This window comes from Nocardia crassostreae (assembly GCF_001613405.1).
Taxonomy (GTDB): Bacteria; Actinomycetota; Actinomycetes; order Mycobacteriales; family Mycobacteriaceae; genus Nocardia; species Nocardia crassostreae.
Genome location: NZ_BDCH01000017.1, coordinates 283,948 through 299,243 on the forward strand (window position 1 = coordinate 283,948; position 15,296 = coordinate 299,243).

A 15,296-nucleotide genomic window follows, 5' to 3' on the forward strand; every position below is an offset into this window, starting at 1 on the left:
TTGGACGTTCTCGGGGATCTACTGCAGGGGTTCGGCACCGCGCTGACCCCCACCCATCTGCTGCTGGCGGCCGTCGGCGTGCTGCTCGGCACCGCCATCGGGGTGTTGCCGGGCATCGGGCCCGCCATGGCGGTGGCGCTGCTGCTGCCCATTACCTACAGCGTAGAGCCGACCAGTGCGTTCATCATGTTCGCGGGGATCTACTACGGCGGCATGTTCGGCGGATCGACCACCTCGATCCTGTTGAACACGCCGGGCGAGACCGCCTCGGTGGTCACCGCCATCGAGGGACACCCCATGGCGCAGAAGGGCCTGGCGCACAGGCTTTGGCCACCGCCGCCATCGGGCACTTCGTGGGCGGCATCTGCGGCACCCTGCTGCTGGTGCTGCTGGCGCCCGCGGTGGCGAAGGTCGCCGTGAAGATCGGCGCGCCGGACTATTTCGCCATCATGCTGCTGGCGTTCATCGCCGTCACCTCGGTGCTGGGCAGTTCGCGGGTGCGCGGCTTCGCCTCGCTCGGAATCGGTTTGATGATCGGGCTGATCGGCCTCGATCCCATTACCGGGCAGCAGCGGCTCACCTTCGGCTCCCTGCATCTGGCCGACGGCATCGACGTGATCATCGTGGCGGTGGGGCTCTTCGCCGTCGGCGAGGCGCTCTGGGTGGCCGCGCATCTGCGCCGGAATCCCGGCACCGCCATCCCGGTGGGCCGAGCCCTGTTGAGCAGGAACGACTTCCAGCGCTCCTGGAAGCCGTGGCTGCGCGGCCCCTTCATCGGCTTCCCCTTCGGCGCGGTCCCCGCGGGCGGTGCGGAGATCCCGACCTTCCTGTCCTATGCCACCGAGAAGCGGCTGTCCAAGCACCGCGAGGAATTCGGCAAGGGCGCCATCGAGGGCGTCGCCGGACCCGAGTCCACGGCCAGCGCCTCGGCGGCGGGCACCCTGACCACCATGCTGCCCCTGGGCCTGCCCACCACCGCCACGGCCGCGGTCATGCTGGCGGCCTTCCAGCAGTACGGCATCCAGCCCGGACCCCTGCTCTTCCAACGGGAATCGGAGCTGGTGTGGACCCTCATCGCCAGCCTCTTCATAGGCACCACCCTGCTACTGGCCCTCAACCTGCCGCTCGCCCCGCTGTGGGCGAAGCTGCTGCTCATCCCGCGCCCGTACCTGTATGCCGGAATCCTGTTCTTCGCCAGCGTCGGCGCCTACGCGGTGAGTGGCGACGTCACCGATCTGATCCTGCTGCTGATCATCGGCCTGATCGGATTCCTCATGCGCCGCTACGGACTTCCGCTCCTCCCCGCCATAATCGGCGCCATCCTCGGCCCGAACGCCGAAGGCCAAATGCGCCGCGCCCTCCAGATCAGCAACGGCGACCTCAGCGGCCTGATCAACACCTGGTTCTCGATCACCGTCTACGCCGTGATCGCCGCAATCCTGGTATGGCCGCTCATCGCCCGCCTACTGCGCGCCCGCCGCACGGCACGGCAGCCCGTCACACCTGGGACTCGCGGATGACGGCCAGCGCCCGGTCCCGCAGGTCCGGGCTCGCAGTCGCGGCATTGCCGGAATCGAACGGCGGCTGCGGGTCTTACTCCACCGCCAATTGCACGGCGCGGGCGGTGTTCTCGTCGCTGAGCCGGGCCGCCAGGTAGAGGGCCATATCGAGGCCCGCCGAAACGCCCGCGGCGGCGAGAATCAGTGATCCGGTGCAGACGGAAGTCGTCCACGTGGTCGTCGCGTCGATATCCCGAATCCATTGCAGCAGAAGCTGATTCCCGATACCGGCGAGAATTCCGCGATCACCCGCGCGCCCGGAGACCCGGGACAGGATCAGTGGGTTGTCCCGGTAGATGGGTCGAACACCCGGACGCCGCGGCCGATGAAGTCTTTAACGTTCTGCGTGACGACGGTGCCCCCGACCGCAAGCGCGATTGCCGCAATCTGCGCGTGCCATGCACTCAATGATACCGATATGCCCTCATTCTGCACTCAATCAGAATGCGAGGGGACTGTGCGCCGGGTGTGGCCGTGACCGCCTCGGGGCGTCCGGTAGCCATGGCGAGGCTCGCGGAGGTCAGCACCGGCCGTCCGCCGGGCGACACCAGTTCGATGCGGTATCGCGGGTCCGTGCCGAACCGGTTCGCCATATCGAAAGCGCCGCTCGGACAGGCGATATCCAGAATCTGGGCGTCGTCATAGGCGATGAGGAGCACACGTCGGGCCGCATCCATACCCGGCGACGCTAGCGCAGAATACTCGGCGCGAGCCATTGACCGAGTCACGGTGTCTCACTATTTTGAATGGGACAGCTTGTCTCATGACGATTAGGTCAGCAAGGGAGCCAGATCATGGCCGATTCCTCGGGTTCGCTGCATCCGCCCAGGTGGGCGCCTACTCCGCTGCGGTGGCACAACACGCGCATCGGGTGGTGGGAGTCGTGGCGGCTGGCGCTGAAGGTGTTTCCGCGGGTGCGGGATCACACGGTGGTGGATTATGCGGCGGGGCTGCCGGGGGCCGATGACGTGCTGGTGGCGCGGGTGCCGTTCGCGCGCTTCGTCGTTGTGCGGAGTCCGAAGCTGGTGCGGCAGGTGCTGGTCACCAACCAGAACAACTACATGAAGAGTCCCGAGTACGACATGCTCGCGGTGGCGTTCGGGCGGGGGCTGGTCACCGACCTCAACGAGGAACAGTGGCAGCGCAATCGGCGGCTGGTGCAGCCGATCTTCGCCAAGCGCAATGTGGACGGGTTCGCGCCGGTCATGGTGGCGGCCGCGAACGATGCCGTGGAGCGCATTCGCGGGCTGGCTGCCGAGGGGGAGATCGTCGATGTGGGGGCCGAGATGAACCGGCTCACACTGGATATCACCTCGCGCACCATGTTCGGTACCGATATCACCGGGCCCATGTCGGAGGTGGTGCTGGAGCGACTGCTGCGATTCTTCGGGCGCGGGTTCATGACCAATCTCAGCCATCCGCTGCACAATGTCTCGACCTGGGTGCTGCGACGGCGCGGGCGGACCGATCCCGTCAATTCCCGCTTGCCCATGCGCATCATGCGGCTGGCGGGCTGGGTCATCGAACCGCGGGCCATGCGCGATCTGCGCCATGCCGAGCGGGTGGTGGACGGGCTCATCGCCGACCATCGCAGCGGCCGCATCGATCGCAAGGACAATCTGCTGGCCCTGCTCATGGACGCCGCCGATCCGGAAACCGGCTACCGCTACAGCGTTCAGGAGATCCACGACGAGCTGATGACCTTCATCGGCGCCGGAATGGAAACCACCGCAACGGCTTTGAGCTGGGTGTGGCAGCTGCTGTCGGAGCATCCCGAGGCCCGCGAGCGGCTGCGGCAGGAGGTGGCATCGGTGCTCGGCGCGCGACCGGCCACCGCGGCGGATGTGGAACGGCTGCCGTGGACGCAGGCGGTCGTCTCCGAGACCATCCGCCTGCTGCCGCCGGTGATCGGCCTGGCCTGCACCGCCAAGGGCCCGGACGAGCTGGGCGGCTATCGCATCGAGCCGGGCACCACCGTGGCCGTCATCCTGCACGGCCTGCACCACCGTGGCCGTCATCCTGCACGGCCTGCACCACCATCACGGGGTGTGGGAGCGGCCCGAGGAATTCGATCCGAGCCGCTTCCTGCCGGAAAACCTGGAACGCGAACAGAGGCGGGCCGCCATCCCGTTCGGTGCGGGCAAACGCATGTGCGTCGCATCGGGTTTCGCGAGCATGGAGGCCACCCTGGTGGTCGCGACCTTCGCACAGCACCTGCTCTTCGACGCGGTATCGCCCGAGCGGGTGCGCCGCCAGATCTCCTTCACGGGCGGCCCGGACGGCCCGCTGCCCATGCGCCCGCACTTCCTGCCGGATCCGCATGCCGCCGGTGCGGCCGTATCGTCGGTTACCGTGAGACCGCCCATCGACCTGCGACCGCATCGCCGACGATCGGGCGGTCAGCGCTGGCACGAACACAATTCGGCGCGCCGGACCACCATCCTGGAGGCCGCGGTCGCGCTCCTCGAGGAACAGCCGCCCGGCGCGGAGATCTCCACCGCGCAGATCGCGGACCGGGCCGGACTGGCGCGCTCGGTCATCTACCGCCAGTTCGAGAACCGCGAGCACCTCGACGCCCATGTCCGCGAGTTCATCCTCCACCGCTACCTCGAGGAATTCGAGGAGAGCCTGGTGCTGGATCCGGTCAAGACCGTCGAGCAGATCGTGCTCGACATCATGCGCACGGTGGTGCGCTACGCCACCGAGCATCCGCATCTGTACCGCTTCGTCCAGCTCGGGCCGCTCCCCGGCGCGGAGGCGGCCACCGATACCGTCGCCACCTTCCGCCAGCACATCGCCGACACCCTGTGGCAGCGCTTCACATCCTGGACCCGGATGCTCGGCATCGACGTCGCGCCCTTCCGCCCCCTGGCGTACGGGCTGGTCGGCCTCGTCGAGGGCATTGTCACCCAATACCTCAGCCGCCCAGCGGATTCCGTCGCCGAGCGCCCCGAGCCGGAGACCATCGCCCGCCTGCTCACCTCTTCCACCTGGTACCTCTTCGACGGCCACGCCCGCGAACTCGGCTACGCCTTCGACCGCGCGACCCCCGTCTCCACCATCCTCGGCGCGCTGTTCGAGGCCGCCGGTCGCGCCGAAGCGAGCCCGACCGGCGGCTCCGAGTGACGCGCGCGGAGGCTAGACCCGGCTCATGACCGGGTTCGCGCCCCGCCGAATCACCCTGCCCGGCAGCAGAATCGGCAGCGAGAGCGGTTGCGCGACGGTTTCCAGCGCCCGGTAGTAGACGCTCTCGTAGCCCGCGCCCAGCTTGTCGACGCCGAAGAGCCGCTCGACGCGTTCGCGGCACGCGTACGGATTGAGTTCGCCCGCGCGGGCAATGGCCGCGGGCAGTTCGACCGGATCATCGCAGATGATGCCGGTGACGCCGTCTTCGAGCACTTCCGCCACCGCACCGCCGCGCAGCGCCACCACCGGCGTGCCGCACACCATGGCCTCGATCATGACAATGCCGAAGGGCTCCTCCCACCGGATCGGGAAGAGCAGGCAGCGGGCCGAGGCCAGCAGTTCCCGCTTGGCCACCGCATCGGCCTCGCCGTAGACCGAGTCGGTATCGGTGAGCAGCGGACGGATCCGCTCCTCGAAGTACGCCTTCTCCGGCGGCTCGTTCAGCTTGGCGGCCAGCACCAGCCGGATCCCGGCCTCGTGCGCGGCTTCGAGAGCCAGATGCGGGCCCTTGTAGGGCGCGTAGCGCCCGAGAAACAGCGCATAGTCCTCTTTTTTCGGGCGAAACGGCCATTCCTCGGGGCGCAGCGCATTGTGCACGCGACCGATCCAGTTGAAATCGAGAGTCAATTCCCGTTGCCGGTCGCTGATGGCCACGAGCTGCACACACTCGTCCAGCGATCGGTAGTAGTCGAGCATATCGGCGTCGTCGACCGGGCCGTGCGCGGTGACCACGGTGGGAATTCCCAGCTGCCGATAAAAAGGAGCATTGATCGGACCGGTGAAGGTGCGGTCGTGGATGATATCCACGGAATTGTTTCCGGCCAATTCCGCGATCACCTTCTGCACCCGCATGGCATGCAGTACCTAGGGAAACGGCTGGCCGAGCCGTTCACTCAGCGGATCCTGCCAGATTTGCACGAAATCTGCCTGAGTGCCCGATTTGCCGGAAGCCAGGAGCGTGACACGGTGCCCTCTGTTCACCAATTCATCGGTCAGTTCGGCGACAATGGCCTCGATACCGCCATAACCGGCGGTCGGAATGTCGAAATAGGGCGGGGCGACCATAACGATATGTAGTGGACGGCCCTTGGCTGTGGAACACGAAAAAGCGGAACTCATCGCTAATCTCCTCGTCGTTGAGGGGCGAAAGAAATACAAAACCCCATCCACCATTGCAGCAGCGACCAGAGTTATCAAGACCACACGCCAGACAATTGTCACGGCCGCACTACAGATGGCCGGTCAGCGCGTCAAGGGGGCAGCACAGCCCGGAATCCGATCTTGCGCTCGATACCCTAGGTGGGTATTGTTCCTTCTGTCGTCGCCCGGCGACCTCGAGAAAGGGACCTCCAGGAGCACCACGACCGTCTCCGTGACCGGCATGACCTGCGGCTGCTGCGCCAACTCCGTCAGCAAGGAGGTCGGCAAGCTGCCCGGTATCACCGGTGTCGATGTCGACTTCGTCAGTGGCCGTGTCTCATTCGACAGCGAGAGCCCCGTGGACCGGGAGTCGATCGCCGCCGCGGTGAATACGGCCGGTTACCAGCTCGCCGACTGAAGTCGACGCCCGCCGGTCGACAGCGACCGGCGGGCGCGAAGACTCGTCCGACCACTAGCTCCGGGACAAACCTCATGATCACCTCCCTGTTCACCCACCGCGACTACACGCGACTGTTCACCGCCCAGGTGTCGGCCCTGTTCGGCACCGGATTGACCACCGTCGCACTGGGATTGCTCGCCTACGAACTCGCGGGCGCGGACGCCGCCGCGGTACTGGGCACCGCCCTCACCATCAAGATGCTGGTCTACGTCACGGTCGCCCCGATCGTGGGCGCCTACGCCGACCGCTTCCCGCGCCGCCTTTTCCTGGTGAGCCTCAATGCGATTCGCGCCGCGGTCGTGCTGGCGCTGCCCTTCATCGACCAGATCTGGCAGATCTACGTGCTGATCGCGGTATTGCAGACCGCCTCGGCCGCCTTCACCCCAACCTATCAGGCCGTGATTCCCGACATCCTGCCCGATGAACGCGATTACACCCGCGCGCTCTCGGCCGCACAGCTGGCGGCGACCATGGAAACCCTGCTCAGCCCCATGCTGGCCGCGGCCGCGCTGACCCTGATCAGCTTCCACTGGCTGTTCGTCGGCACCGCCATCGGATTCGTCGTCTCGGCCGCGCTGGTGCTCGCCACCCGTATCCCGGACGCGACCGCCAAGACCGCGGGCGGCTTCCGCGAGCGCATCACCCTCGGTATGCGGATCTTCGCCGCCACCCCGCGCCTGCGCGGACTGCTCGGCCTGAACCTGGTGGTCGCGGCGGCCGGGTCGGTGATCATGGTGAATACCGTCAACTATGTGCGCGACACCCTCGGCGGCACCCAGTCGGGTGTGGCGATGCTCCTGGCCGCCAATGGTTTCGGCACCATGCTGGTCTCGCTGACACTGCCCCGCGTGCTGGATCGCGTCGGCGCCCGGCCGGTCATGCTGACCGGCGCGGCCACGCTGCTCACCGGGCTCGGCTCGGGCATCGCGCTCTCGACCGCGACGGCGGGCGAATGGCGCTGGGCCGCCGCCATCGCGGTGTGGTCGGTGATCGGCGCGGGCACCGCCGCCATCCTCACCCCGACCGGTCAGGTGCTGCGGCGCTCGTCGCAGGCAGCCGACCTCCCCGCACTGTTCGCCGCGCAGTTCTCGCTGTCGCACCTGGCCTGGCTGCTGACCTATCCGATCGCCGGATGGCTCACCACCGCAGCGGGTTTCACCGCGACCTGGGTGACCCTGGCGGCGCTCGCGGCGGCCGGAGTCACGGTGGCGGTGCGGATGTGGCCGAACGCCGATCCGGCCGAGATCACCCACCTGCACGCGGCGGGCACCATCGATCCGGCCCGGCTGACCGACGCCGAACCCGTGGGCGAGGGACTGTTCCGGCACACCCACGTGTACGTGATCGATGCCGAGCACCCGCGCTGGCCCGCGCACGCGGCCCGGCAGCCGGTCCTCGCCGCCTGAGGTCAGTGGCCGGTCGGTGCGGCCCGTCCCGGTGGGACGGGCCGCACCAGCGGCGTTCCGGACCGCGGATCGCCCGCCTCGTGCATGCGGGCCCAGCTGTTGCGCACCGCCTCCTTGGTGGCCGGGCGCACGCGGTACAGCAGGGCGATCCCGCTCGCACAGCCGACGGTGACGGCGAGCGCGACGACCCCGGGCGCGACCGCCATATCCGGTTCGATGGGCCGGTACCAGTTCGGCGAGTAGGCCACGCGCTCGAAATCCCTGCCCCACAGGGCAACCGCGCACGAGGGCACGAACAGGGCCGCGATGGCCAGCGGCGGAATACTGGGGAACAGCGGGGTCATGGCGCCGAGACAATAGCCGCCGACGAACGCCACCGCGGTACCGCCGAGCACGGCGATGAGCGCACCGTGCGCGCCGGTGACCACCGTGAGGATCGACGCCACGGCCAGCGCCGCCGTCACCGCGGACGCCACCAGCGGCAGCCCGCGCCGATACCCGACCAGCAGGCCGAGCGCGATGGCCCCGATGAAGAGGACGACGGCCCAGTCCGGCCGCGGCACCGTGATGGGTGTGCTGCCCGCCGCGGCGAAGGCGACCATGAGCAGCAACAGCATGCCGTCCCGGCCGGGCAGGACGAACGCCCCGGCGGTGGTGGCCAGCACGATGAGCACCACGCCGACGCACAGCACCCGTATGTCGTAGCCGTCCTCCGCGAACCATTCCGAGGTGAGCAGGATGGTCGGGAAGACCAGGCCCGCCGCCAGGATGGGGCGCAGCGGCACCACGTCCACCAGCCTGCGCACCCGGACCGGGCGATGCCGGTTCGCGATCGCGCACGCCCCGTTCAGCACCGCCAGCACGGCCATGGACGCGGTATGCGGCGAATCGAGCAGGAATCGGTCCAGCAGCGAGGGCGTCTCGCCCGCGCTCGGCGAGGGCGTGAAGTCGCCGACCAGAATGCCGGTCATGGCGCCGAACAGGAAGGCGCTCGCGGTCGATCGGCGCGACCAGGACAGCGTGCCGAACAGGCCCATGAGCACCCCGGCCCACAGCGAGTCGACGTAGGTGAGCGCGGACTGCGAGCCGATCTCATTGCTCCACAGCACCTGATCGACCAGCAGCGCCAGCGCGACCAGCGAGGCGGTGATCCACGCCGCGGCAATGCTCATCATGACCGCGAAGACGGCGGCCAGCACGGCCACGAACGCCGCGGCCGTCGTCGCCCTCGGGACATTGAAGACCGCCAGGTCGACCCAGGGGGCAGTGTCCTGCGAGGAGTCCCGGGTGGGGTCGATCGGCACCATGACGGTCAGTCCGGCGAGCACGGCCGCCAGACATATCGCTACAGCTTCGAGCGCTTCCCGCAGTCGCCGCACCCCACCACAATGGCCCACTCCGGACAAATCGGCAATCGATAGCTAGGTCACCCACCAGCACGAATACATCTCAGCGACTTTCCGGCAACGCATCGCGCGGCCGCTCAGCCGAGGCTGCGGAGGAACAGCGCCAGCTCCCAGCCGCTGTGGTCGGGCCGCCCGTCGTTCTGCGTGCGCGCCGCGCCGATGGTGTCGATGTGGTTTTGACGTCCTCACTGCCCTTAAGAGCGGCGATTCCTGCCGGGTCCACGCTTCGGACCCCTCGGTGGGTTCCCGCTTCATCGGCCGGTGCCGAACCAGGTTCGGTCTTATCTGGCCTCCACGAGGCGTTTAGCCTCTCCGCCCGTCCGGCGGCGAGGATGTTTTGAGCGGCATTGGCGTCCCGGTCCATCACCGCACCACAGCCGGGGCATGTCCAGACCCGCACCGACAACGGCTTTGGGCCGTCCCGCTCTCCACAGGCATGACAGATCTGCGACGAAGGAAAGAACCGATCTACCCTCGCAAAATGCCTCCCGTACCGGCGGGCCTTCTCGCCCAGCAGCTGCAAGAACAGTCCCCAGCTCGCGTCGCGCACACTTTTGGCGAGCCGAGCGCTCGCCAATCCTTTGACACATAAGTCCTCGACGTACACCGCTTGGTTGTCGCGGATGATCGCCGTGGTGTGCTTGTGCGCCCAATCCATGTGGGCGTCAAGGACTTTCGCGTGTGCCTTGGCAACTCTCACTCTGGCCTTGGCACGGTTTTTCGATCCTTTCTGCTTGCTCGACAAGGCTTTCTGCGCCTTGCGCAATCGACGTTCGGCGCGGTGGAAGAACTTTGGCGACTCGATCCGATCGCCGTTCGACATGACCGCGAAAGTGGTCAACCCCAGATCGATCCCCACCTCCGCGTCCAGCTCAGGCAACGGCCGGTCCTCTACTTGAACCACAAAGCTAGCGAAGTACCGGTCAGCTGCGTCCTTGATGATCGTGACCGAGGACGGCTCGGCGGGCAGTGGCCGCGACCACCGAACCGGAACATCGCCGATCTTCGGGAGTCGCAGCTTCCCGCCTCCGGTCACTGCGAAGCGTGTGTTACGGGTGAAGCGGATGGATTGCCGGTTGTCCTTACGGGACCGGTAACGGGGCGGAGCGACCTTCGCACCTTTTCGTTTGCCGGTGATAGACCCGAAGAAGTTGCGGTAGGCGGTATTCAAGTCAGCCAGCGCCTGCTGGAGTACCGCCGCCGACACGTCGCTCAGCCAAGCGCGCTCCGGGGTTTTCTTCGACTCAGTGAGCAGCTTGGACAACTCAGCGTCGGTCGGATACGGCAACCCTGCCGCCCGAGCGTCCTGCCTTGTGCGCAGTGCGTCGTTGAACACCACTCGCGCGCATCCGAACGCCTTGGCCAGCGCTGTCCGCTGACCAGGACTTGGATCAAGTCGGTATCTGTACCGAAGCTGCACATGGCGACAGTAGGGCGCAACAGCTTTGCCCGAGAACGTATTTCGTGGGCACGAAGGTCGACGCGCCGATCGAATTGTCACTGATGCCACAAAGTTCAGCAGGGCGACCGCGCCACCGTGCAATCCCGCTGCTGGATGACCACGCGTTCGGCATAGCGCGAGCGTACGCAGGTCCGTCGGCCGGGCGATAGCACACCACGGCACGCCGATTCGGTCGCAACTCGGCGGATCCACAGGTGCGCTCTCGGGCACCGACAGCTCGAAAATCATGTATGTGGTGATGATTCCGTTGCGGTTGGACAGCACCCCACCTTCCGCGCTTACCGGCCCGCATCAGCGGTGGCGACCCCCGCACACGTCATGGCAAGCACCGCCGACAACACTGCGGCCTGGCGAACAACCTTGTTCATGTCCCGCACGCTGCCAGCGAACTTCCTTGCCTACCAGAGGAAATAGCACGAAGAACCGCGGGTGCACACCGTCACAGTGCCCAAATTCCGCCACGGCGAGGGACCGCGACTACCCTGAGCCCTATTAGAGTATCCCCTCTAATAAGGAGGACCGCGAGATGACCCGAGCCGACCTGGACAAGCAGCCCGCCGAGGTGGCGGCCATATTCGACCGCACGGCAACGCGATACGACTTCCTCAATACGCTCATGACCGCCGGACAGGACCGGTATTGGCGGCGGCGGGTGGTGGCGGCCGTGGGAGCGCGGCCGGGTGAGCGGGTCCTGGATCTGGCGGCGGGCACGGGCACCTCCTCGGCGGCCTTCGCGGCGGCCGGGGCGCAGACCGTCGCCTGCGATTTCTCGCTCGGCATGCTGCGGGTGGGCACCGAGCGGCAGCGCGGGACCGAGCGCATTCGCTTCGTGGCGGGTGACGCGCTCCGGCTTCCGTTCGCGGACGGGGTTTTCGATGTGGCCACCATTTCCTTCGGGCTGCGCAATGTCGCCGATACGGTCGCGGCGCTGCGCGAGATGCGCCGCGTGACAAGGCCGGGCGGCCGCCTGCTGGTGTGCGAGGTGAGCCATCCGCCCAATCCGGTGCTGCGGCTGGGTCACCGGATCCATCTGAAGGTCGGGCTGCCGACGCTGGCGCGCGTCAGCTCCAATCCCGACTCCTATACCTATCTGGCCGAATCCACCCTGGCGTGACCCGAACAGGCCGCGCTCGCCGGACTGATCGCGGAGGCGGGCTGGGCGCGGGTGCAGTGGCGGAACCTGACTTTCGGCGTGGCGGCCATGCATCGCGCGGTCAACCCCGCCTGAGCGCGCGCCGCGTCTCGTAAAGTGGTGGTGGACAACACCGGCGGCGGAGGGGCGAGTCGTGTCGACACTGGTGAAGGGGCAGAACGGGCCGCTGGGCGGCACCGAACTGGTGGTGTCGGTGCAGGTCGCCGCGGGGGCGGATCTGTCGGCACTGCTGGTGACCGAGCGGGGCACGGTGCGCTCGGACGCGGATTTCGTCTTCTACAACCAACCCACGGGGCCCGGGGTGCGATTGCAGCGGATGCGGGCGGGCGAGCCCGCCAGTCTCGCGGTCTCCCTGAATCAGGTGCCCGCCGATATCGCGCAGATCCGGGCGGTGATCACCCTCGACGATGCGCGCGGCACCTTCGGGCGGCTCCCCGCACCGGTCGCGACCGTCTCCGATGCGAGCGGAAATCGGTTGTACGAGTACCGGATCGATGGGCTGAGCAGCGAGTCCATCGTGATCGCGCTCGAGCTCTACCGGCGGCAGAACACCTGGAAGGTGCGCGCGGTCGGCCAGGGCTACGCGGGCGGATTCGCCGATCACGGGGTGAGCGTCGACGACGCGCCGCAGCCCGCGCAGCAGGCGCCGCCGCAGCCGGTTCCGGAGCCATCCACGACCCGCTACGCGCCACCGCCGCCCCCCACCGGATACCCGCCGCCCACGACCGGGTATCCGCCACCCTCCTCGGCGTATCCGCCACCGGTCTCCGCGCCACCATCCTCCGGATATCCGCCACCGGTCACCCCGCCGCCGCCCTCCGGGTATCCGCCACCGGCATCGCCGCAATCCGGTTATGCGCCACCACCGCCCGCGGGCGAGGTCAGTCTCGCCAAGGGCCGCCGGGTCGAGTTGACCAAGGGGCAGAAGGTCACGCTCCGCAAGGAGGGCGGGGTCGCGCTCACCCGCATCCGGATGGGGCTGGGCTGGGATCCGGTGAAGCGCAGCGGCCTGTTCGGCAGCCGCTCGATCAATATCGATCTCGACGCCTGGGTGGCCATGTTCGCCGACAATCAGCTCGTGGATGCCGCGTACTACAACCAGCTCACCTCCAAGGACGGCTCCATCCGCCATCAGGGTGACAATCTCACCGGTGAGGGCGAGGGCGACGACGAGGTGATCCTGGTCGACCTCACCCGGGTGCCGCGCCACATCACCACCCTGCTGTTCCTGGTGACCTCCTATCAGGGGCACACCTTCCAGCAGGTCAGCAATGCCTACTGCCGCCTGGTCGACGAGACCACCGGCAGTGAGCTGGCCCGCTACTCGCTGACCGGCGGCATGCCCTTCACCGCCATGGCCATGGCGAAAATATTCCGGGTGGGCGGGGATTGGAAGATGCAGGCCATCGGCGAGGGCTTCCACGCCAAACATCCGGGCGAGGCGGCCCCGCAGCTGCTCGGCTTCGTCACTGCCCGATGACCGTGGGCGGCGCCGGAACGGCCGGGCTGTCCCGGCTGGGCCGGAACACCGACAGCAGCGGTCCGGTGGCGGCCGTCGTCACCAGCGCCATGACCAGCATGAGGGCGTAGAACGTCTCGTCGATGATCTCGAGTTGCAGTCCGACGGTGAGGATGACGACCTCGGTGAGGCCGCGGGTATTGAGCACAGGATGGCGATCGTGCGCGCCTCCCCGTGATCGATTCCGGCGAGGCGCGCGCCGAGATACCCGCCGCCCGTCTTGGACGCGATGGCCACGAACAGCACCGCGATGAGGATCAGCGCCGCCGTGCCGTCGATGCTCTGCAGCACCACGCTGTAGCCCGCCAGCACGAAGTAGATCGGCATGAGCAGATCCGCCACGGCGCTGAATTGCCCGGTGACCGCCTGCGGTTCGCGCACCAGCCCGGCGCGGGGGAAGGCGACGCCGAACGCGAAGGCGCCGAAGGCGAAATGCAGCCCCATCCATTCGGTGGCGGCGCAGGACATGGCCAGCAGCAGCGCGATCACGGGCAGGGTGGCGCTCGCATCGTGCCAGGACCGGGTCTCGCCGTCGGGAGCGGCCATCATGCGCCGCAGCAGCGGCCGGATCACGAAGACCAGCACCACCAGATACACCAGCAGGAACGCCATGCGCCAGCCGTGCGAGCCCGCCGCCGCCCCGGCGCCCGCGGCGACGGCCGCCAGCGCGATCCAGGCGGCGGCGTCGCCCACCGCGGCGACGGCGAAAGCCAGTCTGCCCGAGTCGGTTCCGTCCAATCCGGTATCGGCCAGAATGCGCGCCAGCACCGGCAGCGCGGTCACCGACATGGCGACGGCGACGAAGGCCACGAAGACCGCCGACGATCCGGGCCCGTGGCGGCCCGCCAGCGGCAGCGCCAGCAGCGCGCCCGCGATGAGCGGAATCCCCACCGAGCCCAGCGCGATGGTGATCGGCCGCCCGCGCCGCCGCCACAGCTCGGCGAAGTCGAGTTCGAAGCCCATGACGAACATGAACGCCGCCAGCCCGACCGCCGCCACCGCGGCCAGCAGGGCCTGCTGCTGGCCGGGGAATTCCTCCCGCACGAACGGGATCGCGCCGAGCGCGACCCCGGCCAGGATCTCCCCGACCACCGGCGGCTGATGGATGCGGCGGCAGAGGATCCCGATCACGCGCGCCGCCGCGAGGACGACGGCGAGGCTGAGAAAGAACGCCGTGGTGCTGTTACTCGTCACGAGATCGTCTACCGAACAGCTGGATTCACGCCTGGAGGAAGGTGGAGATGAGCTTGCGTACCTTCGATGATCCGACAATGTCGAAGTGATCGGCGCCCTCGATCAGCTCGAGCGTCGCTCCGGGCCAACTCGCGTGCAGCGCCTCACCGTTCGACGGCGGCACGTAATCGTCCTGCGCACCGTGGATGACCAGCGATGGCACATCGACCATTGCGGCGTTCTCCGAGGGCGAGAACACGGTCCACACATCCGCGCCCAGCCGCTCCTCGATGGCCGCCGCCAGCTCGTCGAGCTGATCGCGCTCGATGGGCATGAAATCGGCCATCTTGTCGACCAGGAAGCGCATGGTCGCGGGCGCGGAGATGGAGACGAAGGCCTTGGCGCGCAGCCCCTCACGCCACGCGTTCAACGACCACAGCGACCCGAGCGAATGCCCGACCACCGCGTGCAGCTCCGGGAACTGCCCCGCGATACCGAGAATCGCCTCGCGCACCTCGACGGGATCGGTGCTGTCCCCGAGCGCCTCGCCGTGCGCGGGCGCGTCGAACAGCACCACCCGGTAGTTCTGCTCCAGCAGGTCCTCGGCAATGGCGGTCATGCTGCCCAGATTGCTGCGCACGCCGTGCACGTGCAGCACGGTCGGCCCGCTGCCCGCCTGGTAGTACTTGTACGCCTTGCCGTCCACTTTGACGGTGTGCGATTGGCAGCGGCTCAGGAAGGCCTTGGTGGCCGGATCGTGCGGCAGCTTGGCGATCCGGAACCATTCGCGTACCAGCCGACTGGTTTCGACTACACGGGTCATACGACCAAT

Annotated in this window: 9 protein-coding genes and 4 pseudogenes; 7 read left to right on the top strand and 6 right to left on the bottom strand. The window is 67.8% G+C overall.

Features of this window, described 5'->3' with window-relative positions; all coding sequences use genetic code 11:
* Positions 1-1,520, top strand: a pseudogene (locus NC4_RS17825) (tripartite tricarboxylate transporter permease).
* 443 nt (positions 1,521-1,963) lie between these two features.
* Here NC4_RS17825 and NC4_RS17830 read toward each other — a convergent pair.
* The gene (locus NC4_RS17830) at positions 1,964-2,236 is read right to left on the bottom strand and encodes a hypothetical protein (RefSeq protein ID WP_067539404.1); all 273 of its coding nucleotides are present in this window, start codon (positions 2,234-2,236) and stop codon (positions 1,964-1,966) included.
* A gap of 117 nt (positions 2,237-2,353) precedes the next feature.
* Here NC4_RS17830 and NC4_RS39125 point away from each other — a divergent pair.
* Positions 2,354-3,469, top strand: a pseudogene (locus NC4_RS39125) (cytochrome P450); the annotation flags it as partial.
* 97 nt (positions 3,470-3,566) lie between these two features.
* Positions 3,567-4,685 carry a cytochrome P450 gene (locus tag NC4_RS41345; RefSeq protein WP_067539413.1) on the top strand — a complete coding sequence of 373 codons (1,119 nt, stop codon included), beginning with the start codon at positions 3,567-3,569 and terminating at the stop codon, positions 4,683-4,685.
* Between the two features lie 12 nt (positions 4,686-4,697).
* Here the strand turns inward: NC4_RS41345 and NC4_RS17850 are convergent.
* Positions 4,698-5,864: pseudogene (locus NC4_RS17850) on the bottom strand (glycosyltransferase family 4 protein).
* Between the two features lie 253 nt (positions 5,865-6,117).
* Here NC4_RS17850 and NC4_RS42785 point away from each other — a divergent pair.
* Entirely contained in the window at positions 6,118-6,303 is a 186-nt protein-coding gene (locus tag NC4_RS42785) for a heavy-metal-associated domain-containing protein (protein WP_281186308.1), read from the top strand.
* A gap of 74 nt (positions 6,304-6,377) precedes the next feature.
* Entirely contained in the window at positions 6,378-7,751 is a 1,374-nt protein-coding gene (locus NC4_RS17860) for an MFS transporter (RefSeq protein WP_067539416.1), read from the top strand.
* A gap of 2 nt (positions 7,752-7,753) precedes the next feature.
* Here the strand turns inward: NC4_RS17860 and NC4_RS41350 are convergent, their stop codons facing one another.
* A complete protein-coding gene (locus tag NC4_RS41350) occupies positions 7,754-9,130 on the bottom strand; it encodes a hypothetical protein (protein WP_157554838.1) in 1,377 nt (458 codons plus the stop codon).
* Positions 9,131-9,200: 70 nt separating this feature from the next.
* Positions 9,201-10,577 (bottom strand): RNA-guided endonuclease InsQ/TnpB family protein, encoded by a 1,377-nt coding sequence (locus NC4_RS17870; RefSeq protein WP_245721778.1) that lies wholly within the window; start codon positions 10,575-10,577, stop codon positions 9,201-9,203.
* Between the two features lie 568 nt (positions 10,578-11,145).
* Between NC4_RS17870 and NC4_RS17875 the strand changes: the two are divergent.
* Both NC4_RS17875 and NC4_RS17880 read left to right on the top strand, forming a co-directional pair.
* Positions 11,146-11,847 (top strand): annotated as a pseudogene (locus NC4_RS17875) (demethylmenaquinone methyltransferase).
* 58 nt (positions 11,848-11,905) lie between these two features.
* A complete protein-coding gene (locus NC4_RS17880) occupies positions 11,906-13,252 on the top strand; it encodes a TerD family protein (RefSeq protein WP_067539422.1) in 1,347 nt (448 codons plus the stop codon).
* A gap of 78 nt (positions 13,253-13,330) precedes the next feature.
* Here NC4_RS17880 and NC4_RS17885 read toward each other — a convergent pair whose 3' ends face one another.
* A complete protein-coding gene (locus NC4_RS17885) occupies positions 13,331-14,485 on the bottom strand; it encodes a cation:proton antiporter (RefSeq protein WP_169814821.1) in 1,155 nt (384 codons plus the stop codon).
* Between the two features lie 25 nt (positions 14,486-14,510).
* The gene (locus NC4_RS17890; RefSeq protein WP_067539425.1) at positions 14,511-15,287 is read right to left on the bottom strand and encodes an alpha/beta fold hydrolase; all 777 of its coding nucleotides are present in this window, start codon (positions 15,285-15,287) and stop codon (positions 14,511-14,513) included.
* Positions 15,288-15,296 lie beyond the last annotated feature (9 nt).